Here is a 21,118-nt window from a genome sequence, read left to right as displayed (position 1 = left end):
TGTTACAGCATGAAAAAGCAGCTCCCCCTTCGCCAAAAACCAAAAAAGGAGCGTCGCATAAATGCTAACGCTCCTTTTTGCTCGCCTATTAGTTCCACTCAATCCATCTCATAAATCGAGCCGGATTTACTCGCAAACAGCTCCGCATAGACCTTCTCCGCGTACGCGTCGGTCATGCCCGAGATGTAGTCCGCGACGAAGCGCGGCCAGCTCCAATTGCTGTTGCTGCTTCGCCGCTCGTAGCTATCGATCCAGTCCGTCGGGATGATCCACTGTCCTTTGTCCTTATGGATGAAGCTATCCCATAGCCGCTCCACGATGATCTCGCTGCGCTTTTGCAGGCGCAAGACACGGAAATCCTTGATCAGCGTAACCCACGCCAGCTTCTTGAGAATTTCCATCGTGCGCAGCAGGTCCATGTCCTCCGCGCCGTCTTTGACGAGGGCGACTTTCTTCCAGCCGCGATCCGTATCGTCTATTATATCCAGCTTCGAAGCAAAAGAGCTGACCCAGCGAGCCTTCATCTCTCTCCGCGTCCGTGATTCCTCACGGTTGCATTCTGCAAAGATGAGCTCCCATTGCTCCAAATAATCGTGCAACACGCGGCGCACCATTTGTTCAATATCAACCTGCTCCCACCCGAATTTATGCTGATTGGGATCATTCAATATCTCCATCACGAGATGTCGAATTAAGCGTTGATCCTCGAAGAAGGTAGCGTTCATTTGGATTTTGCCTGCTCGAATGCCATCCTCGATATCGTGCGTAGAATACGCAATATCATCGCAGAGGTCCATCAATTGCGCTTCCAATGTGGAACAACCCACAGGCATTTTCCAAATGTCACGCAGCTCCTGAATGACGTCCCACTCTGCCCCGTAGACACCCTTGAGTCGACCCTCTTCCTCGATCAAAAAAGGATACTTATTGATACCGAGAAGCACGGCCGCCGTTAGGTCCAGGCCACTTTCGCTGCCCGCTCGTTTTTCTAGAAACATGAGAATTCGGAAGTTTTGCGCATTGCCCTCATATTTCAAGCCATGATCCTTCATGAGGATATGGTTAAGTACTTCTTCGCCCTTATGTCCAAAAGGTGGATGGCCAAAGTCATGCGCAATCGATGCACATTCGACCACGGTCGGATCGATGATCAGACCTGGATGCTCTCTTTTGCTTAAAAAAGGATTGGTCCGTTCCAAACGCTTCGCAACTTCCCGAGCAATCTGTGCGACCTCCAAGGAGTGGGTCAGACGTGTCCGGTAGTAATCTCCCGAGCCAGCTCCGAACACTTGAGACTTCCCTTGTAGACGCCGAAAGGTTGGCGATTGAATCAACCTCGCATAATCCCGTTCAAACTCATCGCGTTCTTCACTCCATTTTGAGGAAGCTGCCTCACCAGGCCGAAATTTCCGTATGTTGTTCATATGCTTGCCTCCTCTAGCCCTCTAGCGCTGTAGGGCGCCGTTCTCATCTGTATCCTGCTGTTCAAGCGTTCCTCACACTGCTATCAGTTTATGCGAGAGCATGTACGATAGACACTATTCGAACTCCCGATGCAGCAAGATTATTAATTTAAAAGGATACTATATTCTACATGCCCCAACAAGCATAAGTTCTCGCACAAGGGAAAAAAGGGAATGATGCACAAGACCATTGTCTTTGTGCACATTCCCCGGTGCTCTTATTATTTTAATAGGGATAGAAATTCCGAACGCAGTGTAGCGTCTTTACGGAAAGAGCCGCGTACTGCGGAAGTTACGGTTTGACTGCCGTATTTCTTCACGCCTCTTGCACACATACACATATGCTCGCCTTCAACGACAACCATAACACCATGCGGCTTCAGCACATCAAATAGGATGTCAGCAATTTCAGAAGTAATACGTTCTTGTACTTGCAACTTGCGTGTTACGACGTCAACCAGACGGGCAAATTTGCTAAGACCCGCTACTTTACCGCTTGGGAGGTAACCGACATGAACTTTGCCAAAGAAAGGGGCCATATGGTGCTCACACTGGCTGTAGTAGACGATATCTTTGATGATAACCAGCTCTTCATGCTGCTCATCGAAGGTAACCCCTAGAACTTCCCGAGGATCCGCTGCATACCCTGCGAATATTTCCTCATACATGCGCGTGACACGTGCTGGTGTGTCTAATAAACCTTCGCGATCTACATCTTCACCAATTAAACGTAAAATCTCACGAACATGCTTTTCAATCTGTTCGCGATTTTCCGCAACTAACTCATTTTTATAGTCGATGGATGCCATCTTCTCTACCACTCCACCCTAATTCTTATTTCCGTTTTTGATTGAAGTTCTGGTTCTTCATCATTTGTTGTGCTTTATTCAATTGTTGTTTATTCATGTTGTAGCCCATTTGCTTCGCCATTTTGGCCAGCATCTCAGGATTGTTCTGCATGGATTCCAGTTGTCTCTTTAGATAGAATACACCAATAAAGAATCCGCCAACCAAACCAGCAATCAATGTGAGAATGGGAATGATATAACTCCACATAACTTATGCCCCCTGCTTGTACTTATTTAGAATAGAATGCCTGTTCTATCTATCATATCATTACTGTTCAACGGTTTACAAATTAAAGTACCTGCTCAATGAACAAAGTGGTTTCCTTTGCTAGATCGATTTCTTTGATCTCCAGTACTTTATCCGTCGCATCCTGCTTCACGATCCGAATAATCGGCCGCGTAGGAAGCCCTCTGTGCTGACCAACGACAACACCAGTCTCGCGATTCGTTAATCGAACCGATGTACCTGTTGGATAGATCGAGACAATTTTCAGAAATTGGATCAAAACATCACGATCCAGCTTCGTCTCCGCGAGCGCCAGCATATATTCACAAGCTTCATGCGGCAGCTTGCGGCTCCCCGATGACATATCAAAGAGCAAGTTGTCGTACATATTGGCAACGGCCGTTATTTTGGCATAGAGATGTATGTCCTCACTCATGAGCCCCCTAGGAACACCCGCTCCATTTAATTCCTCATGATGCTGGAAGGCTACATGTGCAATAAGCAGACTGAACTCACGCTTGCTTTTCAACAACTCAAACCCACGCCAGGTATGATGTCTACGCGGATCCTCCGACTCATCGTCGGTTAATAACTCCACTTTGCCTATATCGTGCAGAAGTGCGCCTATGGCCAATTCTTTCAGCTGTGTCGCATTCATCCCCACATTCATCCCAATCAGCACGGACATCATACACACGTTCATGGCATGGATGTACATCTGATTGTCCTGAGACCGAATATCATTCAACTGTACAAGGACATCTCGGTTCTTCATAATCTCATCCAGCAGCGTATTAATGGTCATGCTGACGTTGCGCGAATTAAACTCTTTACCTGACTGAATCGCCGCGAACGTCTGGCCCATTTGGGTCATCACAAGCCGCTTCGTCTCATCCGAAAGTATCTCCGGAATTTCCACATCCGCTAGGTTTGGGTCCTTGATATAAATCATCGTCACACCGATTCGATTCAGCGTATTGATCATAAATACGGTTAATTGCACATTCTCCGAAAGCAAAATAGCCCCATTACTGGCGTAAATCGTACGTCCCAGATATTGACCAGGCTCCACAGAATCCAAATGTACATATTTCATAGGATTCACTCCACATGTTGTAGTTGTTAAACGTCTAGGTTAGCCGTGTTCGTTGTCTCATTTGTTCTAAATCTAATAAGTGCACTTTGGTCGGAAGCCCTCCGCCATAGCCTACAAGATCGCCGTTCGCGCCAATAATACGATGACACGGAATGATGACGGGAATCGGATTTTGATTATTCGCGCCGCCTACAGCTCTTACAGCCTTCGGAGAACCAATCGCTTCAGCAATGTGCTTATAGGATGCTGTCTCTCCATAGGGGATGGTTCGTAACGCTTGCCACACACGCTTTTGGAAATCCGTTCCGTGTAAGTCTATTTCTCCTTCAAAGTCCTCGCGTTCTCCGCCAAAATACTTCATCAACTGCTGCGCGATAGATGCCAATTGCTCGGCACTCTCTTTAAATTCATACTGACCATACCATCGGCTAGCCCATTGCTCACGTTGCACTCGGTTGGTCTCATAACTGCCGAACTCCACCTTACACAACCCTTGTGGGGATGCCACGAGAACAAGAGGACCGATCGGAGAATCCATCTCCGTATAAGAAAGCATCTGGGTCTCCTGAGGCAACTTCATCTTATTCCTCCTGTACGGCCACTGCTTGGCCGTTCTGTGCTGCGATGGCCTTCTCTACGTCCTGCTGCACCTGTGGTTCTTGCTCCGTCGCAGCAGCTCTCTCTAACGCGGCGAAAGCTTCCTCACCGCCGATTCGCCCTAAAGCCCACGCTGCGGTAGCCCGGATCTCCGGGCGAGGATCGCTCCGCAGCAGCTCGCTCAGGACCGGCACCGCGCTGCGGTCCTTGAAATTCCCGAGCGCGATAATCGCGTTGCGCTGGATCGGCTTTTTGCCCCGCCAGGACGCAGCGATGCGTCCGTACTGCTCTTTGAAATCCTTGTTCGACATCGTGAGCAAGGGAATGAGCAGCGGCTTGACCTTCTCGGGGTCAGGCGTAAGCTCGGGATGCTGCGTCCAGTTCATCCCCTTGTTCTTCGGACAGACGACTTGGCACGTATCACAGCCATAAAGTCGGTTGCCGATCTTACGTTTGTACTCGTCATCCACATACCCTTTGGTCTGTGTGATGAAGGAGATGCAGCGACTCGAATTGAGCTGTCCTGGGCCCACTAGCGCCCCTGTGGGACAGGCATCGATACAAATGGTGCAGTCTCCGCATTGGTCCATGATAGATATATCGGATTCGAATGGGATGTTCGTGATCATTTCGCCCAAATATACCCACGATCCCCATTCGGGGGTGATGACGGCGCAGTTTTTGCCGCTCCAGCCGATACCGGCTCGTTCGGCTACGGCACGGTCGACCAGGGCACCGGTGTCGACCATGCTTTGTAATCTCACCCCCGGCACGCGCTGGGCGATGAAGTCCTCCAGCTTCGCGAGCCGATCGCGAAGCACGTCGTGGTAGTCGCTCCCCCAGGAGGAGCGCGAGATCATGCCCCGATACGCCCCCGGCTCAGATCGGGGCGGGTTGGTCAGCTTCGACGGGTACGCGACCGCGATCGATATGATCGACCGCGGTGCGTCGAAGCTCAGCTCGGGGTGGACCCGCTTCTCGATATCCGGCTCCTCAAAGCCGGATTCGAAGCCCTTCTCCCTGTGGCGGAGAAGGATATCCTTCAATGCGTGAAATGGCTCCGCGGAGGTGAAGCCGATCTTATCTATCCCAAGAGAGGGCGCGGCTTCCACGATCTCTTGTTGTAATTGTCGCCAATCTATATGCGCTGCCATGGAAACCGTCAACCAGCTCACCTCTCTCTTCATCCCACTCACTCGTATAGTTACACTTATAGCTTTCCGGCCATCTCGAACGGCCAAAGCACAAATTCAGCCCGACCTTGGACAAGACTGGTCGGTATCACCCCGAACATGCGGCTATCCGCACTCGCCGATCGATGGCGATTATCGCCCATGACGAAGATTTGTCCTTGTCCGACAACTGTCGGTCCAAAATCTCCATCTTCAATGGGCGTATCCGCATACGGCTCCGTCACTTTGTCACCGTTTATGTATAAAACCCCTGCACGACCCTGCACCTCATCGCCGGCGACTGCAACCACCCTTTTGACCAGCAACGGGTGTCGGGGTAACGCCAACTTCTCCGGCTCCTCTAGAATAACGATGTCTCCTCGCTTCGGTGCCTTCAGATACGTAATGGCCTTATTCACAAACAGCCACTCACCTTCCCGAAGTGTCGGATCCATCGAATGACCGCGAACCGTCGAAAGGTTGAAGCCGAATTGATGAACGAGGATAACAACAAGAAGAGCTACGAGAATGGATTTCGTCCAATCCCACAGCTCATGCGTAAAACTTTTCGTTTCTTGTACATGCCCTTGCGCAGAAACTGCTTTATTCGAATCTTCTCGTTCTACGAAGAAGCTCATTCAACCGCCTCCACTCTTAAACTTTTCCCATTGTTCATAATAATGGATCACCAAGTCATCTTGAAAAGGAGGCTTGTCCGCATTCACTAGCGCGAGCAGCGCTGCAAGTCCTGCCTTCACTTTCGTATCGACAAGCGGCGAGTAATGATACACGAGTTTGTGACGCTCATATTCTTCTTGATCTACAATATGTACGGTCCGATCCGGCAAGCGAATAACATCCAAATCATAGTCGATATAGGTAAGGATGTGCTGATTCACATACAAGGGAGAGGCGACATTACAGTAATAACGCACGCCGGTCTCCTCCATAAGTGCCACGATGTTAAACCACATTTTCGGAATAAAGAAAGAAACCCCTGGAATGCGACTGACCCACTCCTTGCCGTCCGCCTCTTGAATTTTAGTCTGGCTATTGATGAACACCATCATGCCTTGTTTCTGATGCTCTTCATGGAGCATTTCATGAGGAACCCGCCAATTCGTCAACCACATGCGATGTAGGTGCCCGTCGTGTTTGAAGCTTTTTATCACATACGGCGTGAAATTATTCATGTTCAAAGCTCCTCTGTAAATGGCTGCCGTAACGTACGAAACTATGACTATCTTACCTTCTGATTCGAAGTAAATCGATTAGAAATTTTTCTCATATTTTAAGAAAAGCATATCTGACCCCCAATTGCAATGGCGGCACAGATATGCTTCCTTTAAGGCAAACCTATTTATTTATGGATTATGCCCCAAGTAAACGACTAGACGCTTACTTTCTTTACAATACTCAGCCGATGAGCTGCTCTGGAAAAGTCATCTGCGCTATAGCCAGCAGACTCATACACAGGCAGCACCATTTCATTGTGCACATCTACGGTCACCATAATTTTCTTCACATTCCGCCCGAGAAACCGCTGCTTCATTGCCTCGATCAAAGCTTTGCCAATACCCTTACGTTGATATGCTGTTGCGACTGCGATCCTATAGTAGTAGCCATTGTTATTATCAATCGTGCCGATAATCATGCCTACGACTTGCTCTTCTTCCTGAGCGATTAATACGAGCTCCGTGTCCCACGATAGCTGACGAGCGAAAGCTTCAATCGTCTCCTCATAGCAGGTTTCCGACAGAACGTCTTCTAGAAGTTCTTTAACCGAAGAGGTATCACCTAGCTGAAATGAACGAACATGCATACGGTTCTCTCCCAATTCCATATTAATTTGTAGAGATTAATTTTCTGGTAAAGAAGTAAATACGACAAAAAAACTCGAAATCCTGCTAAAAATGTGGTGAAATTCACAAAAAACTTTGTTTTTTTCGTTTTTTCTCTTGAAAGCGCTTAAATGCAAGCGTTTTCAACAAATTGCCACACAATATACTTAGTTCGTAAGACCTCTCTAGCACCATGTGCATCAGACTTAAATGCGCATAAAATATCGTAAGTCAAGGAACAATGAAAGACAGCATCGTGAAATTGAGAATTTATGGGATGGTGCACATGGAATTAATCCGCCGATTATTTAAGACCGCATCTCGGTTGATCGAGATCAGCTCAGAACATGGTCTGGAAGCACCTGTACCAGAAATGGCCGAAATTTCCCCTAACCTAATGGCAAATATAGAACACCTCGCAACGATTTTCAGCGATACGCCTGATTTAATCGTTCGCACGTTTACTTATAAACAATCCAGCGCTCCAGCAGCTCTTGTCTATCTAGATGGGCTAGTGGATAAAAACGCCATCAATAATAACGTTCTCCACGAACTCATGTTTCACACGACTGCGGATGACAGAGATGAATTGCCTGTCGCTTTAGGACAAATCAAAAGCCTTCTTTCTTGGGAATCCGTAGAAAATGCAATTTTACGAGGTTACAGTATTCTTTTTATTGATGGTCAAGCCCATGCCTTTTCCTTAGAAACCCAAGGTTGGCCTCAGCGAGCTATTGAGGATTCCCAAATAGAAGCCTCGCTGAAAGGCGCACATCAAGGCTTTATTGAAACTGGAAGTCAAAATATTGCCTTAATTCGTCGATACATCTCAAGCCGTGAGCTTAAGATTAAAGAACTTTATGTCGGGAATAGGACCAAAAGTAAAGTTTCCATCTTATATTTGGAAGATATTGCATTGCCAGAGATTCGTCTTGAATTAGAGCGCCGCATCTCCAGCTTGCAAATCGATTGTATCTTAAATACAGGGGAGCTTGCGGAGCTGATTGAAGATAACCCCTTCTCCTTATTCCCGCAAATGATTACAACCGAGAGACCGGATACGGCCGCTTCTCAACTCCTGCAAGGCAGATACTGTCTCGTCGTAGATCGATCGTCGAGTGTATTGATTGCCCCCGTTGGCCTAGCTGCTTTCTTCCAGGGCATTGATGATTACAGTACGCGTTGGCCCGTAGCTACCTTCTTTCGACTGCTTCGTTTCTTCGCTTGTATTATCGCTGCTTTTCTTCCGGCATTTTATATTGCCTGCATTTCATACAATCATGAACTGATTCCCTTAGACTTGATTCTATCCATTGGAGAGTTTCGTTCGGCGGTTCCATTTCCGCCTTTCATTGAAGCACTCATCATGGAGATTATGCTCGAAATGTTAAGAGAGGCTGGCGTCCGTCTTCCTGCGCCGGTTGGCCAAACTGTCGGGATTGTCGGAGGTATCGTCATTGGGCAAGCAGCGGTTGAAGCTGGCATCGTGAGCAATCTCATGGTCGTCGTAGTTGCCTCTACGGCTGTCGCCTCTTTCATTCTCCCCAATTATGATATGGCGGCTTCCGTTCGTTTAATTCGCTTTCCGATGATGACCCTTGCATCCTTATATGGAATCATTGGAATTATGGCAGGTGCCATGGTCATACTGGCTCACCTCATTAGTTTAAAGTCTCTTGGGGAAGCATACAGCACGCCTATAGCACCGCTGCGAATGGCCGACTGGAAGGATGTTTTCATCCGCTTGCCGCTCAAAAAAATGGTTCACCGTCCCAAAAGTGTACGAACGCTTCAAAAACGTCGATATGGCAGTATGAAAAAGGAAGGAGACGACTCTTCATGATTCCAGGCAAAGGCACTCAGATTACACTGTTTCAATATATTTTGATTATTCACAGTGTTCAACTAGGCATTGGCCTTATCCCTCTGCCTGGCGATCTTGCGAGGGGCTGCGGAACCGACGGGTGGATTGTTCTCATCATCGGATGGCTTATTTCTATGATCAGCAGCCTGATTATCATTCAAATTATGAGGTATCACCCCAATGGCACGATTATTGATTTACTGCGTCACTACTTTGGAAAATGGGTTGGAAAAGTAGGAATGGTGATGTTTGTCGGCTATTTCCTCCTCTATATCTTCTTAATTTATAATCGTATGGGGCTGCTAGTTCAGAATTGGATTATGCAGCAAACGAATGTCTCTATACTCATGCTGCTTTTCCTTCTTCCCGCTTATATGATTGCCAGAGGTGGATTCCGCATCATTGGCCGCTATTCGGAAATCATCCTTTTTCTTTCCATCGGCTTAATTTTAACTTCCCTCTATTTATTCAAACATGCGCAATGGATTCATTTGCTTCCCATCCTGAAACATGGCTGGATACCCATCTTACAAACGCTAAGAACCAACATCCTGTCTTTTGTCGGGTTTGAAATTGCCTTCTTTCTATATCCCTACTTAGAAAAAAAAAGTTCAGCTTCCCTCGGCATCTTAATTGCGAATTCAACTTCTTTTTTTGTTTACATGCTGTTTACTTTACTTGCTTTTGTCAATTTCAGTCCAGACGAGATTACACAATACCATAATACGCTCATCTCCTTATTTAAAATCCTTGAGTTCCGTTTTCTGGAACGCTTTGATATTCTAATCCTCTCCATCTACTTGCTGATTATCATAAGAACATTCCTTCCTGTTCTATATGCTGCAGTTATTTGTACGCAGCAGCTTGGGCTCAAAGGACAGCCCCGACTGCATATCCTCCTTATACTTACCCTTATGGTAGGTGTCACATGGGTTTGGAAACCTGGTTGGAATGACAGTATGCGTTTAAGAGATGTTGTTCAGAATATCGGAATCGGAATCGCTTTTGTTTTACCGCCGCTCTTATGGGTCATTCTTATAGGCATGCGTCGATTAAGGAGGTCTTCCCCATGAAACCGATGCGTACAAGCCTTATTTTATTTCCGCTTTTCGCTTTCTTCATTGGGATATCCAGCTGTAAAGATCAAATGCCTTTAGAAAATGTAACGCTTGTACTTATGGTCGGGTTGGATTTGGATAAGGATAATAATCTCGTCATTTATGCATCAAGTCCGGTCTTTAACAAAGAAGCGAAAGAAAAAAATGAAGTGACCAAAGTAACATCGATTAACGTAAGGGATAGTCGCAACGAACTTGACTCGCGCGCTTCAGCACTTGTTAGCGCCGGTAAGATCCAAAATGTGCTCATCAGCAAACGAATCTTAGCTCATGAAGATTGGTTTAAGCTCCTGGACGTCTTCTTTCGTGACCCCAAAACATCAGAAACGGCCAGAGTGATCGCTGTTGAGGGTTCTGTCGAGGAGATTATTAACTTTGCACCACCAGATAAACGGAGACTGTCCATGCATATTGCCAAGCTCCTAGATACCGCTCATATGCGTAACCTTGTGCAAGTCACTACGTTATTTGACCTTCATCGGCAAATGTATGAGAAAGGAATTACCCCCTATTTAACTGACCTCCGCAAGGATACGGAAGTTGTGGCAGCGGGCACAATGCTTTTGAGTAAAAAAGGAAAGTTTGCCTACGCCATAAATAATAAGGAGAACCAACTTCTTCAGATGCTGCAAAAGGAGAAAAATGGTGCTCTATCCTTTACCGTCAAGCTGCCAGATGAGAAAGGCGACTCGTTGTTTGAAACAGGCGCGCTCAGCTTCTATGCTTTGCGTATTAAAAGGGACTTGAAAGTCACCTTCGAGCAGAATAAGTTCGTTTTTGACATCCAATGCTCCATGCCCATTCAATTGACTGATAAACCTTTCACCTTCGATGTGAGGAATGATGCGCCAAAGCTAGAAGCCGAGATCAATCAACAGCTAGAAGCCCAGATGAAATCTTTAGTAAAAAAAATGCAAGAGCATGAAGTTGATCCCATCGGTCTAGGCCTGTATGCACGCGCCTATCAATTCAAGGCTTGGGAGCAGGTACAGGATGAGTGGGGTCACGCGTTCTCGGAAGCTGATGTACGTATACACGTAAAGACGCAAATAAAGAATATGGGGGAAATACTATAAAGCATGTATGAGATGTGTGAAAAAACACCATCTTATAGGAGGATATTCCAATCAGAAAGAGGGTGACCCCTATGTCAGATAACAAGAACGAATTAGATCATGAACTTACGGCGCACGAGTACCCCCGTAATATTCCAGATTTCCAATTCCTAAGCACCAAGAAGCCTGAGGAATGGACCGAAATCGAGCTGCTTCAGCTCCACAGGACCATGAGCGACTTATCTCCCTACCTTCATGAACAAGATACAGCCATGCACAATCAAATCACACGTGAGATGGAGCGGCGCGGTATTTAATAGACGACCGACTTAGTAAACACAAATGTTGCTTTATTAGCTGTGTTCCTTCATAATGAAGTTGAAACTACATAATTTTTAGGAGGTATTTATTCAATGGCACATCAACTACCAGCTCTTCCGTACGCAAACGAAGCTCTTGAGCCGCACATCGACGCAAAAACTATGGAGATTCATCACGATCGTCACCATAACGCTTATGTAACTAACTTGAACGCAGCTTTGGACAAACATCCAGCTCTTCATGACAAATCCCTTAATGACCTGATCGCTGACCTTAACAGCCTTCCTGAAGATATCCGTACAGCAGTTCGCAACAATGGTGGCGGACACGCTAACCACTCCCTATTCTGGGAAACAATCGGACCAGAAGCTGGCGGCGCACCTACAGGCGCACTAGCAGCTGCAATTGACAGCGAGCTTGGCGGCTTTGATAAATTCAAAGCAGATTTCGCTGCTGCTGCAACAACACGTTTTGGATCTGGCTGGGCTTTCCTAGCTGTTGACAAAGCTGGTAAATTGAAAGTATACAGCTTGCCGAACCAAGACAGCCCGATCATGGAAGGCGAAACGCCGGTTCTTGGTCTTGATGTTTGGGAGCATGCTTACTACCTGAACTACCAAAACAAACGCCCTGACTACATCGCAGCTTTCTGGAACGTTGTTAACTGGAACGAAGTTGGCAAACGTTACGACGCAGCGAAGTAATACGGATTTGAGTGGAAGCGACCCCTTCGGGTCGCTTTTTTCGTGCGAGGATTTAACTTAATTTGATCAATCGGAGAGAGGCATTAATAACAGTCACACCATCCACATTGTCTGGAAGAATATCGTCTGATACCCCAACGTTCCTTAATGTGACAATTCCCATTGCTGGTACCGTCACGATCGCCGAACCCGTCATTAAACGATCTAGACTTATACCCTCATCAGCATGAATACCATATTGCGTTGTTGGTTGCACAACGCCATTCACGAAAACGGCATAAGCGCTATTCAGCGAAGAATCTACACCGTAAGTTCTAGTCAGAACCTCGTAGACCACATTATAATCTCCAGCAGTCGTTACAATGAGATCCGTAGAGTTTACAATGTGCGTCATCCCTACCAAAATACCATTGTTATTAAAAATAATGCTATCACCCGAATCAATTTTTCGCGCCGTATTGTTATAGATCTGACCGTAGGTTGGCGCAAAAGAACCTGTCGCCCCAGTGGCTCCTGTTCCCCCAGTTGCACCCGTAGCTCCTGTGGCTCCCGTGGCACCTACGCCTCCAGTTGCACCCGTTGCACCTGTCGTTCCTTCATCTCCCGTTGCCCCCGTCGCTCCTGTACTTCTTGTGGGCCCTGTTGACCCGGTCGACCCGGTTGCGCCCGTAGCGCCTGTTGGTCCTTCATCTCCTGTCGCTCCAGTGATGCCCGTCATTCCGGTTGCCCCTGTCGCTCCAGTTATGCCGGTCATTCCTGTACTTCCTGTGGGTCCAGTTGCTCCTGTGGCTCCTTCATCACCTGTAGCTCCTGTATCGCCTGTGGCTCCTGTCGTTCCTGTAGATCCTGTCCCTCCTGTGGCACCCGTAGCTCCGGTAGCTCCAGTCGCTCCAGTTCCGCCCGTTGGACCTGTTGGGCCTCCTGGATCTCCCGTTGCTCCCGTACTTCCTGTGGCTCCTGTCATTCCCGTGGCGCCTGTGGCGCCTGTCGCTCCCATTGACCCAGCCATTCCTGTCATGCCAGTCGAGCCTGTCATACCTGTGACACCCGTTTGTCCCGTGGCACCTGTAGTTCCTGTCGCACCTGTCATGCCTGTAGCTCCTGTGGCTCCCGTATATCCGTCATATCCGCGCGGGCCCGTTGCTCCAGTATCTCCCTTGTGCCCATGGTGTCCAGTTGCACCCGTAGCTCCTGTTACCCCTGGCATGCCTTGGGGGCCTTGAACACCTGCGACACCCTGAGGACCCTGTACACCTCCAATACCCTGTGGACCCTGAGTTCCTTGTTACTCTAAACTTACTTTGACAACACAAGGAGCGGATTTCTTCCTTCTTGGTTTGCAGCTTGACATCCTTACCTTCTTCTCCTCATCTGAGCGTGAACTAATTCGTGCTGTTCTTTTTAGTTGCCCTTATCACTCTTGTAACACAATGAGTTACACCTCCTGAAAGTTATTGTCCATTATATTCTCACTGTAAAATGCTTGTTTGGGTAAATATAACCATGTAAATGCCCTATTCGACATATTTATCAAAAAATTGGTAATTCATTAAGACTTTAGACTCAGTGCCGAGCGATACTCTTTACGTCGAATCATCTGCGTTGTACCATAAAGTAAATCACCCTACAGCGAAATGAGTTGACGATCCTTGAAGACCATCGTTCCTTTACTTCAACATATTCCCCTTTTTCAAGAGCTCGCTGAAGATGATTTGTTCGGAATTGCCCCTTTGTTTGCTGAAAAGAAAGTGAATAAGGGTACTATTCTTTTTGTCGAAGGTGATGTTGGCGAGGAACTATATTTGATTCAATCCGGTGTCGTGAAGATATACCGCGTTGACGAAGCGAAAGAAATTACACTCGCTTTGTTCCGTGATGGGGATTTTTTTGGCGAAATGTCTCTGCTTAGCAGTGGTATGACTCGTTCAGCAACCGCCGAAACGTTGGCTTCCAGCACCTTTTACGTCCTAAACCGCACGTCATTTACATCATTCTTAGAAAAAAGCCCTAAGCTATGCCTAAAACTCCTAGAAATGACGATGCAGCGATTACGGCATGCCAATGATCAAATCTTTGATTTGACTTTCCTAGGCGTTCGCTCACGCATTATTAAGACGATGATTCGCTTGTCCGAACAGCACGGCATTATGACACCTACAGGTCTTCTAATTGATGTGAAGCTCACTCATCAACAACTGGCAAATTTAGTAGGCACTGTGCGTGAATCCGTCACAAAAGTACTTCAGGAAATGCTGGATGACGAGCTTATTTACATTGACAAAAAGTTAATCACATTAAGAAATATCGAAGCCATTAAGGCTGAAATTCGGTAGTTTCCCATCTAATCATGCTAAGATAATAAAGAAAAGCGACCCAAAGGGCCGCTTTTCTTTATTATAAGTAAGCTGTAAAGGAAACTATCTCTTCGGATTTGGACCATATTGATTATCGTCGGCATCACTATCCTGACAGAAAAACACGAGCAAGATGATGGAACCAATTAAGGGAATTAAGCTTATTAACAGCCACCAGCCACTTTTACCCGTGTCATGTAGTCTTCGAAATGCAACCGCAAGTGAAGGCAAAAGGATAGCTAATGAATAAATAAAGGATAGGACCTGATTCGTTCCGATAATAGCTTCAATAATACCAAGTGCAATTGAAATAATAATATTGATAAGCACAAACATCCAATATTCTTTCCGTCTTGCTCTACCTTGAAAACCAACGTAATTCGATAAGACTTTGAAATACCATTCCATGAACATCAACTCCTTAGTGTTTGTTTACAACGGCATTCTGCGATATCTACACGCCAGCTTTTCTCCTCCATTGATATTCCTTTCAAAGGAATCTCATTCATTTTGTTTTGATATTAACGCAAAAAAGCGACCCCCTCGGGTCGCTTTTTTATGATTTACGCTGTCGTTTTACGCTTCATTACCTTCTTGCCATTCCCTCATAATTCGTACAAACACATTCGGAAAAGCATAATTCTGAAGATCCTCCGGACCTACCCAGCGGTAATGAAAAGGAATCCATTCCTCCCCAGTGCTCGGACGGTTCGCGTCGCCAAGCTTCGCGCGATATACCTTCATTTTCCATACAATATGGCTAAAAATATGCTCCGTATCCATGAACCAGTCCTCAGGCTGGATCCCGATCTGTTCCTGCTCCGCAAGTGCCGCACGAAGTGCCTCCTGGTTGTCCTCATCAGACTGCCAAGCCGTTGTCGCCCATTCGACATGCGGGAGCTCCCACATCCGAGCTAGCAAGCCCTCTTGCGGGCGCTGTCTGATCAACCATTTGCCTGCATGCTCGCCAGTGCCCTCGATCAGTGCGACAGCGCGCAGCTCAGGACGTGGCGGCTTCGCTTTCTTTTTGATGGGCAGCGCTTCTTCCATGCCAGCTTCACGTGCTGAACAATGTGCCATGACAGGGCACGTCAAGCAGTGTGGTGACCGTGGGGTGCACACCATGGCTCCGAGCTCCATCAGCGCCTGGTTGAAGTCGCTGGCAGTTCCGTCCAAGATAAGCTCGCGCGCCAGCTTTTCCATAATCGTCCGTGTGGACGGCTTCATAATGTCTTCTTCAATGAGAAAATAACGCGAAAGCACGCGCATGACATTGCCATCGACCGCAGGCTCAGGCTTATTGTAGGCGATGCTCAGGATCGCTCCTGATGTATAAGGCCCGACGCCTTTGAGCGCGGAGATATCCTCTTTACTCGCAGGGACAACTCCGTCGTAACGTTCGTGTACTTCTCTGACGGCAGATTGAAGGTTCCTTGCTCGTGAATAGTAGCCGAGTCCTTCCCAGGCTTTAAGGACATTTTCTTCTGGTGCGGTCGCAAGCGCCTCGACAGTTGGAAATTGATCAATAAATCGATGAAAATACGGAATTACGGTATCCACACGTGTTTGCTGCAGCATGACTTCGGAAATCCATATATAATAAGGGTTTTTACTTCTTCGCCAAGGTAAATCACGTTTATGTGTCTGGTACCAATCCAAGAGGTTCTTAGAAAAATACATCTTCTGTTCTTCGCTGTACATGAGCTCTCCTTCTCTATGGGGCACGTTCAAGTTATAATGGATGAATGGATATGGTACCATTATACGAGAAGTTCGGAACATAAAACTAGAGGTGAATGTATGCAAACGTCGAAGCAAACTAATTTGACTAAACCAGGGCAACAACAATTAACAAATAAAAGAAGAGATTGGCTGCGCGAAGCTCAGGGACTTATTCCCCTTGTGTTCATTTGGGGCGCCGAGTGGGTGTTTAGCGCTGGAGTTGATTTCGCCCTTTACTGGCGCGATTTGGATTGGTTGAAGCAAGCAGCTTTCATCACCGCTGTAGTGGCTAGCTTGATCCAGATTTGGGGGATGCGCAAATCCTTGAGTCCTGGAAGCACAAGTGATACGGAGGATTCTGTGAAGCATGGCTGGGGGCATCCTATATTTCTAGTGCTGCCAGGAGCACTACTCGTTGCCGCCGTTGCATTATTGGATGCGATCGGTGCTGTAAGTCCGCTGTTTGCGCCTATCTTGCGGGCATTCTTACTCGCAGTCGGGTTCGTTCAGGTTGGCATGTTGCTCGGCAGATCGCTTATTTATGTGGGATTGTGGCTTTTCACGCTAACTGCGGTGATGGCCGTGTGGTATTTAGGCTATTCGGATGTGATTCTCGAGGGAATGGGTGGCATCAGCCTGCTCGTGAGTGGGTATATGCTGCGGGTTTGGGCGAGGTAGAGAGTTAGTTAAACACCAACCCAAACTAACTGGAAATCCTCCAGCTATTTTGAGAGAAATACACGTTTTTCAACGATTAGATGGATTTTCTGCATCTATTTTCGCCGTAAACAGCCACTTTGGCTCCATCGGCTGAAATTAACTGTAGAAAATCCATCTATTTGCTTTTAACTGCCAAATCCCGTGCAATTAACGGCAGAAAATCCAGTTATTTGTTCCACGTAGGCAGACACTCACACCTGCTCAACAATCGCATAAGCCGCAGCCATTGACGCAGTATGCGTAATGCTAATATGTATGCGGTGACTGCCCTGAAGACCTGCTCGCAGCAAAGCCTCCTCTTTCACCTGGCAGACGGGTTTGCCAAATAGGTCAGGCAGCACTTCGATATCTTGAAATCCAATCTGCTTTCCGATCCCGCAGCCAATCGCTTTCACGATCGCTTCTTTCGCAGCGAATCGTCCTGCAACGAATTCCGCGAGCCGTCCGCGACGCTTCTGCGCCAACTCCCGCTCCGCCGGCGTCAAAATCCGCTCCAGAAACCGATCGCCAGACGACCCTTCCAGCATTTTGCCTATCCGCTCAATCTCAACTAAATCCGTTCCAACCCCAATGATCATCGCTATAATGGCCTCATTTCTACTAACGATTCGCTTTGCGTACAATTTAACCGATTCCTCGGCTAAGGTCAAGGGAACCGCCGCGCACAAACACCACAGGTTACGTTAAGGTAAGTAAGTAACCCTATTTTCAGCTCTTATGTCATCCGGCCGCAAGCGTTATACTAGGCATAGAAATTATAGCTAGGAGGCCATCATAGTGAAAATCATGCCACTGGAAAGACGCGGGATTTCAAACAGCCGCATTGTCTTCGGATGTATGGGATTAGGCGGAGATTGGGCCGGCAATCCATTAACCAAGGAAGATTACATCACCGCTGAAAAAGCTGTAGAAGCTGCATTATCAATTGGAATTACGATGTTCGATCATGCTGACATTTATAAAAGAGGGAATGCCGAGACCGTCTTCGGTCAAGTTCTCAAGAATAGACGAGATTTGCGGGACCAAATCATTTTACAATCGAAATGCGGGATACGCTTCCAAGATGAACAGGATCCGCAGCGTTTTGATTTTAGCAAAAACCATATCCTCAGCTCCGTCGATGGCATTCTCGGTCGTCTTGGTGTGGAGCACATCGATATCTTGCTGCTGCATCGCCCGGATCCGCTCATGGAGCCTGAAGAGATCGCGGAAGCTTTCAATACACTGCGCTCAGCGGGTAAGGTTCGCCATTTCGGCGTGTCTAACATGACCTCTGCACAGATGCGCTTCATCCAAAACTCCCTGCCAGAGCCGCTTGTCGTGAACCAGCTGGAGCTGAGCTTGGCGCGCTTGGATTGGATTGAGCAAGGCATTCTGGTGAATCAAAAGGTAGGAGCCAGCGTTAACTTTGCCGATGGTATCCTTGAACACTGCCAGATGAACGATGTTCAAATTCAAGCATGGGGCCCTCTTGCTAAAGGTAAGTTCTCCGGCGGCGCTGCTGAGGATGCGCCTGAAACCGTCAAGAAAACGGCTGCACTCGTTCAGAAGCTGGCAACGGAAAAAGAAACAACGCCAGAAGCCATCGTGCTTGGCTGGCTCATGAAGCATCCGGCACGCATTCAGCCGGTCATCGGCACGTCCTCCGCGCAGCGTATCGTCGCTTGCGAGGACGCGGTTCGCATCGCGGACAACATGACGCGCGAAGAGTGGTACGCGCTGCTCGAAAGCTCCCGCGGCTTGCGGATGCCTTAGCCCGAGTGGCTACTGACAAAGCGCGAGGGAACGAGAGGCCGCTATTTACGAGGAAATGAGCATTATGGACGTCGAAGGGAACGTGAGTGTCTTATTTGACCGATAAATCGCCAAATGTGCTAAAAATCGAACAAATAGAGTACCTACGTTCCTCTCGGAGTAAATTTCGTAGCTTAAGTTCGGATCCCCTTTGCTCAGTTTGCCTGGCTAGTTGCCTAGCAAGTAAGGCTGTCAATTCCCTCGCCCCCGGTCAATGAGCAACCAACATGGCACACGAAAAAAGACCCAAGGCATCATTTTGCCTCGGGTCTTCTTCTATTAGGTTTACTCCGCTACAGGAGCAGCTGTCGGTGTTGCTGTTAACTCTCTCACTGCCGGGATTGCAGTAGGAACTGTTCTTGATCCCTCAGCTGCTTGGGCTGCTGCTCTTGACCGCTCCACTGCTGGCGCAGCTGCAGGGGCTGTTCTTGTCCGTTCAGCTGCTGGCGCAGCTGTAGGTACTAATCTTGAGCCCTCCGTTGCTTGCGCTGCTGCAGCTTCCGACCTTGATCCCTCCACTACTTGCGCGGGCGCTGGTGTTCGTGTTGGCGCTGGACTTGACTCTACCGTTGGTGTGGCAGGTGTCACTGTGTCGGCAACCTTGGTTTCACTGCTTTTATCCACAGATGTATTCGTATTCGTATTTGTCCCCGTTGTTAGCGAACTCGTCTCGGTTGTCTTCTGATCAACAATTGGTGGATTGGATTCAGATGCTGTTTTCTTATCCACACTTGCATTTGTCAACGAGCAGCCACTAATAATGAGAACGGCTGCCAAACCAAGGAACGACCAACGGTATGAATTAAATTGGAACTGTTTTATCATGATAATTCTCCTCTTTAACTGTGACTTGTTTCCAGATAAATGAACATTGCCTGGCACACTTACAGGACGGACATAGGATTCTAATAGTTGAATGAGCGTATATCCGTAATTTTCTCTTTTAGCTGGTTCCAGATAAGAGAGCGCTAAAGCATCGCTTGCAATCTCCTGGTCTTCACGCATCCGTTGATGAGCATACCAGAGGATTGGGTTGAACCAATGAATAGTTAACATCACTTGCATCAGCCAATTAACACCGATATCGTTTCGTTTACAATGTGCGAGTTCATGTAGAAAAACATGCCTTAATTGCTCCTCATTTAAACTGTTGAGAACTGTCTGCGGGATAATTAGCCAAGGCTTCCTGACGCCAAATAACGTCGGCATCGAGATTTTGTCCGAGACCACTAACGTGACAGGTTTATGTATCGACATGAGCTGTTGACACTGAGCGAACAAGTGTAGGATGCCGATATCGGCTATCGGACTCGTTTCTTTTTTTATTTTCAAAGTAAATTTACGGTTAATGACTACGGTATATATCGCAAATAGGACAATGCCCAGCAGCCATATAGACATGGCATACTTGTACATTAGATTCTCTGCTGCGCCGCTATCTTCAAACTCCTCATGCATGCTAATGTCTACTACCGAATCAATCTCGTGAACGCTCCCAGGGTACGATATCCAATTATAAATGCTTAGATTACTTTCCAAGTTCCAAGGCAGGAGCAGTCTAACGAGCACTAATAACCACATGAGATAATGCCATCTAGGTTTAATCCGTTTATGCAGGATGCGCTGAATCAGCAGGATAAACACAACAGTAATCGTTGCCATGAGCGAGACGGATATAATCCAGCCAAAAAGACCTGTAAAAACTTCACTTATTCGGCTCACGTTCACCCCTCCCTTATTTCATAAAAGCGAAACCTTCCTGAAGCAGATCTGCCCGTACTCGGTATCCCTGTCATTTGTTTTTATTTTTACTTTCGAGCATATCTCTTAGCTCTTTGATGTCTTCCTCCGACAACTGCTCCTCTTTCAAAAAATTAACGAGCATCGGCTTAAAAGCCCCGCCATAAATTCTTTTCAGAAAAGATTGCGTCTCCGACTTCACACACTCACCTTCAGAGACCAAAGGGAAATAAGCATAGACCCTGTTCTCTTGTGTAAAAGATATCGCTTGCTTCTGTGCTAACCTGTTGAGCAAAGTGCGAATCGTTTTGGGCTTCCACTCTGTCCGTTCCTGCATAGCATCAATAACTTCATTCGCCGTGCGTGGGGATTCGTTCCAGAGTACCTTCATAACTTCCCATTCGGCATCCGTAATATGAGGGACCGTCTTCACTTCATTTCCTCCTTTCATTTGGATTACAACTGTAATACATAATGAATATT

General features: G+C 47.2%; 22 protein-coding genes and 1 pseudogene. 8 read left to right on the top strand and 15 right to left on the bottom strand.

Annotated elements, in window-relative coordinates:
* Positions 1–98: 98 nt before the first annotated feature.
* The 9 genes from J2736_RS29535 to J2736_RS29495 all read right to left on the bottom strand — a co-directional run bounded on the left by J2736_RS29535 (position 99) and on the right by J2736_RS29495 (position 7,224).
* Positions 99–1,424 carry a deoxyguanosinetriphosphate triphosphohydrolase family protein gene (locus J2736_RS29535; RefSeq protein ID WP_310502169.1) on the bottom strand — a complete coding sequence of 442 codons (1,326 nt, stop codon included), beginning with the start codon at positions 1,422–1,424 and terminating at the stop codon, positions 99–101.
* Between the two features lie 260 nt (positions 1,425–1,684).
* On the bottom strand, positions 1,685–2,272 hold the full coding sequence (gene folE, locus J2736_RS29530) for a GTP cyclohydrolase I FolE (protein WP_310502168.1): 588 nt from the start codon (positions 2,270–2,272) through the stop codon (positions 1,685–1,687).
* A gap of 25 nt (positions 2,273–2,297) precedes the next feature.
* The gene (locus J2736_RS29525) at positions 2,298–2,519 is read right to left on the bottom strand and encodes a YneF family protein (protein WP_310502167.1); all 222 of its coding nucleotides are present in this window, start codon (positions 2,517–2,519) and stop codon (positions 2,298–2,300) included.
* Between the two features lie 82 nt (positions 2,520–2,601).
* The gene (locus J2736_RS29520) at positions 2,602–3,633 is read right to left on the bottom strand and encodes an HD-GYP domain-containing protein (protein WP_310502166.1); all 1,032 of its coding nucleotides are present in this window, start codon (positions 3,631–3,633) and stop codon (positions 2,602–2,604) included.
* A 34-nt stretch (positions 3,634–3,667) separates the two neighbouring features.
* Complete coding sequence (locus J2736_RS29515; protein ID WP_310502165.1) at positions 3,668–4,213, bottom strand: methylated-DNA--[protein]-cysteine S-methyltransferase; 546 nt, start codon at positions 4,211–4,213, stop codon at positions 3,668–3,670.
* A gap of 1 nt (position 4,214) precedes the next feature.
* The gene (gene queG / locus J2736_RS29510) at positions 4,215–5,417 is read right to left on the bottom strand and encodes a tRNA epoxyqueuosine(34) reductase QueG (RefSeq protein WP_310502164.1); all 1,203 of its coding nucleotides are present in this window, start codon (positions 5,415–5,417) and stop codon (positions 4,215–4,217) included.
* Between the two features lie 23 nt (positions 5,418–5,440).
* On the bottom strand, positions 5,441–6,040 hold the full coding sequence (gene lepB / locus J2736_RS29505) for a signal peptidase I (RefSeq protein ID WP_310502163.1): 600 nt from the start codon (positions 6,038–6,040) through the stop codon (positions 5,441–5,443).
* Positions 6,041–6,595, bottom strand: coding sequence for a DUF402 domain-containing protein (locus tag J2736_RS29500; RefSeq protein ID WP_310502162.1), 555 nt, complete (start codon positions 6,593–6,595; stop codon positions 6,041–6,043).
* A 197-nt stretch (positions 6,596–6,792) separates the two neighbouring features.
* A complete protein-coding gene (locus tag J2736_RS29495; RefSeq protein WP_310502161.1) occupies positions 6,793–7,224 on the bottom strand; it encodes a GNAT family N-acetyltransferase in 432 nt (143 codons plus the stop codon).
* Between the two features lie 305 nt (positions 7,225–7,529).
* Between J2736_RS29495 and J2736_RS29490 the strand changes: the two genes are divergently transcribed.
* From J2736_RS29490 to J2736_RS29470, 5 genes are all read left to right on the top strand, one after another.
* The gene (locus J2736_RS29490; protein ID WP_397341915.1) at positions 7,530–9,086 is read left to right on the top strand and encodes a spore germination protein; all 1,557 of its coding nucleotides are present in this window, start codon (positions 7,530–7,532) and stop codon (positions 9,084–9,086) included.
* Positions 9,083–10,180, top strand: a complete 1,098-nt coding sequence (locus J2736_RS29485) for a GerAB/ArcD/ProY family transporter (protein ID WP_310502159.1) — start codon at positions 9,083–9,085, stop codon at positions 10,178–10,180. Before J2736_RS29490 ends, J2736_RS29485 begins: the two co-directional genes overlap by 4 nt.
* Positions 10,177–11,301 carry a Ger(x)C family spore germination protein gene (locus J2736_RS29480; protein ID WP_310502158.1) on the top strand — a complete coding sequence of 375 codons (1,125 nt, stop codon included), beginning with the start codon at positions 10,177–10,179 and terminating at the stop codon, positions 11,299–11,301. The genes J2736_RS29485 and J2736_RS29480 overlap by 4 nt, the downstream gene beginning before the upstream one ends.
* A 71-nt stretch (positions 11,302–11,372) precedes the next feature.
* Positions 11,373–11,597, top strand: coding sequence for a hypothetical protein (locus J2736_RS29475; RefSeq protein ID WP_310502157.1), 225 nt, complete (start codon positions 11,373–11,375; stop codon positions 11,595–11,597).
* 96 nt (positions 11,598–11,693) lie between these two features.
* The gene (locus J2736_RS29470) at positions 11,694–12,305 is read left to right on the top strand and encodes a superoxide dismutase (RefSeq protein WP_028555379.1); all 612 of its coding nucleotides are present in this window, start codon (positions 11,694–11,696) and stop codon (positions 12,303–12,305) included.
* A 478-nt stretch (positions 12,306–12,783) separates the two neighbouring features.
* Here J2736_RS29470 and J2736_RS34375 read toward each other — a convergent pair.
* Positions 12,784–13,512, bottom strand: a pseudogene (locus tag J2736_RS34375) (BclA C-terminal domain-containing protein); the annotation flags it as partial.
* Between the two features lie 442 nt (positions 13,513–13,954).
* Here J2736_RS34375 and J2736_RS29460 point away from each other — a divergent pair.
* The gene (locus J2736_RS29460) at positions 13,955–14,638 is read left to right on the top strand and encodes a Crp/Fnr family transcriptional regulator (RefSeq protein WP_310502155.1); all 684 of its coding nucleotides are present in this window, start codon (positions 13,955–13,957) and stop codon (positions 14,636–14,638) included.
* Between the two features lie 84 nt (positions 14,639–14,722).
* On the opposite strand, the gene J2736_RS29455 is transcribed toward J2736_RS29460, so the two are convergent.
* Together J2736_RS29455 and mutY are read right to left on the bottom strand one after the other, a co-directional pair.
* Positions 14,723–15,067 (bottom strand): DUF805 domain-containing protein, encoded by a 345-nt coding sequence (locus J2736_RS29455; protein WP_310502154.1) that lies wholly within the window; start codon positions 15,065–15,067, stop codon positions 14,723–14,725.
* Positions 15,068–15,235: 168 nt separating this feature from the next.
* Positions 15,236–16,360: an A/G-specific adenine glycosylase gene (gene mutY, locus J2736_RS29450; RefSeq protein ID WP_310502153.1), complete on the bottom strand. Its 1,125-nt coding sequence runs from the start codon at positions 16,358–16,360 to the stop codon at positions 15,236–15,238.
* 99 nt (positions 16,361–16,459) lie between these two features.
* Here mutY and J2736_RS29445 point away from each other — a divergent pair, with 99 nt between their 5' ends.
* Complete coding sequence (locus J2736_RS29445; protein ID WP_310502152.1) at positions 16,460–17,059, top strand: hypothetical protein; 600 nt, start codon at positions 16,460–16,462, stop codon at positions 17,057–17,059.
* Positions 17,060–17,292: 233 nt separating this feature from the next.
* Here J2736_RS29445 and acpS read toward each other — a convergent pair whose 3' ends face one another.
* Positions 17,293–17,679 (bottom strand): holo-ACP synthase, encoded by a 387-nt coding sequence (gene acpS / locus J2736_RS29440; RefSeq protein WP_310502151.1) that lies wholly within the window; start codon positions 17,677–17,679, stop codon positions 17,293–17,295.
* Positions 17,680–17,878: 199 nt separating this feature from the next.
* On the opposite strand from acpS, the gene J2736_RS29435 reads away from it, so the two are divergent.
* Entirely contained in the window at positions 17,879–18,856 is a 978-nt protein-coding gene (locus J2736_RS29435; protein WP_310502150.1) for an aldo/keto reductase, read from the top strand.
* Between the two features lie 324 nt (positions 18,857–19,180).
* Here J2736_RS29435 and J2736_RS29430 read toward each other — a convergent pair whose 3' ends face one another.
* Positions 19,181–20,617, bottom strand: coding sequence for a M56 family metallopeptidase (locus tag J2736_RS29430; protein ID WP_310502149.1), 1,437 nt, complete (start codon positions 20,615–20,617; stop codon positions 19,181–19,183).
* A 70-nt stretch (positions 20,618–20,687) separates the two neighbouring features.
* Positions 20,688–21,026 carry a BlaI/MecI/CopY family transcriptional regulator gene (locus tag J2736_RS29425; RefSeq protein WP_397341913.1) on the bottom strand — a complete coding sequence of 113 codons (339 nt, stop codon included), beginning with the start codon at positions 21,024–21,026 and terminating at the stop codon, positions 20,688–20,690.
* Positions 21,027–21,118: the final 92 nt, after the last annotated feature.

Source organism: Paenibacillus qinlingensis (assembly GCF_031455095.1).
GTDB classification, from domain to species: domain Bacteria; phylum Bacillota; class Bacilli; order Paenibacillales; family NBRC-103111; genus Paenibacillus_E; species Paenibacillus_E qinlingensis_A.
This window is presented reverse-complemented; position numbering and strand designations above follow the sequence as displayed.

Excerpts from the sequence above, each read along its gene's own strand:
- J2736_RS29535 (WP_310502169.1), bottom strand. The coding sequence starts at position 1,424 with ATGAACAACATACGGAAATTTCGGCCTGGTGAGGCAGCTTCCTCAAAA.
- folE (WP_310502168.1), bottom strand. The coding sequence starts at position 2,272 with ATGGCATCCATCGACTATAAAAATGAGTTAGTTGCGGAAAATCGCGAA.
- J2736_RS29525 (WP_310502167.1), bottom strand. The coding sequence starts at position 2,519 with ATGTGGAGTTATATCATTCCCATTCTCACATTGATTGCTGGTTTGGTT.
- J2736_RS29520 (WP_310502166.1), bottom strand. The coding sequence starts at position 3,633 with ATGAAATATGTACATTTGGATTCTGTGGAGCCTGGTCAATATCTGGGA.
- J2736_RS29515 (WP_310502165.1), bottom strand. The coding sequence starts at position 4,213 with ATGAAGTTGCCTCAGGAGACCCAGATGCTTTCTTATACGGAGATGGAT.
- queG (WP_310502164.1), bottom strand. The coding sequence starts at position 5,417 with ATGAAGAGAGAGGTGAGCTGGTTGACGGTTTCCATGGCAGCGCATATA.
- lepB (WP_310502163.1), bottom strand. The coding sequence starts at position 6,040 with ATGAGCTTCTTCGTAGAACGAGAAGATTCGAATAAAGCAGTTTCTGCG.
- J2736_RS29500 (WP_310502162.1), bottom strand. The coding sequence starts at position 6,595 with ATGAATAATTTCACGCCGTATGTGATAAAAAGCTTCAAACACGACGGG.
- J2736_RS29495 (WP_310502161.1), bottom strand. The coding sequence starts at position 7,224 with ATGCATGTTCGTTCATTTCAGCTAGGTGATACCTCTTCGGTTAAAGAA.
- J2736_RS29490 (WP_397341915.1), top strand. The coding sequence starts at position 7,530 with ATGGAATTAATCCGCCGATTATTTAAGACCGCATCTCGGTTGATCGAG.
- J2736_RS29485 (WP_310502159.1), top strand. The coding sequence starts at position 9,083 with ATGATTCCAGGCAAAGGCACTCAGATTACACTGTTTCAATATATTTTG.
- J2736_RS29480 (WP_310502158.1), top strand. The coding sequence starts at position 10,177 with ATGAAACCGATGCGTACAAGCCTTATTTTATTTCCGCTTTTCGCTTTC.
- J2736_RS29475 (WP_310502157.1), top strand. The coding sequence starts at position 11,373 with ATGTCAGATAACAAGAACGAATTAGATCATGAACTTACGGCGCACGAG.
- J2736_RS29470 (WP_028555379.1), top strand. The coding sequence starts at position 11,694 with ATGGCACATCAACTACCAGCTCTTCCGTACGCAAACGAAGCTCTTGAG.
- J2736_RS29455 (WP_310502154.1), bottom strand. The coding sequence starts at position 15,067 with ATGGAATGGTATTTCAAAGTCTTATCGAATTACGTTGGTTTTCAAGGT.
- mutY (WP_310502153.1), bottom strand. The coding sequence starts at position 16,360 with ATGTACAGCGAAGAACAGAAGATGTATTTTTCTAAGAACCTCTTGGAT.
- J2736_RS29445 (WP_310502152.1), top strand. The coding sequence starts at position 16,460 with ATGCAAACGTCGAAGCAAACTAATTTGACTAAACCAGGGCAACAACAA.
- acpS (WP_310502151.1), bottom strand. The coding sequence starts at position 17,679 with ATGATCATTGGGGTTGGAACGGATTTAGTTGAGATTGAGCGGATAGGC.
- J2736_RS29425 (WP_397341913.1), bottom strand. The coding sequence starts at position 21,026 with ATGAAGGTACTCTGGAACGAATCCCCACGCACGGCGAATGAAGTTATT.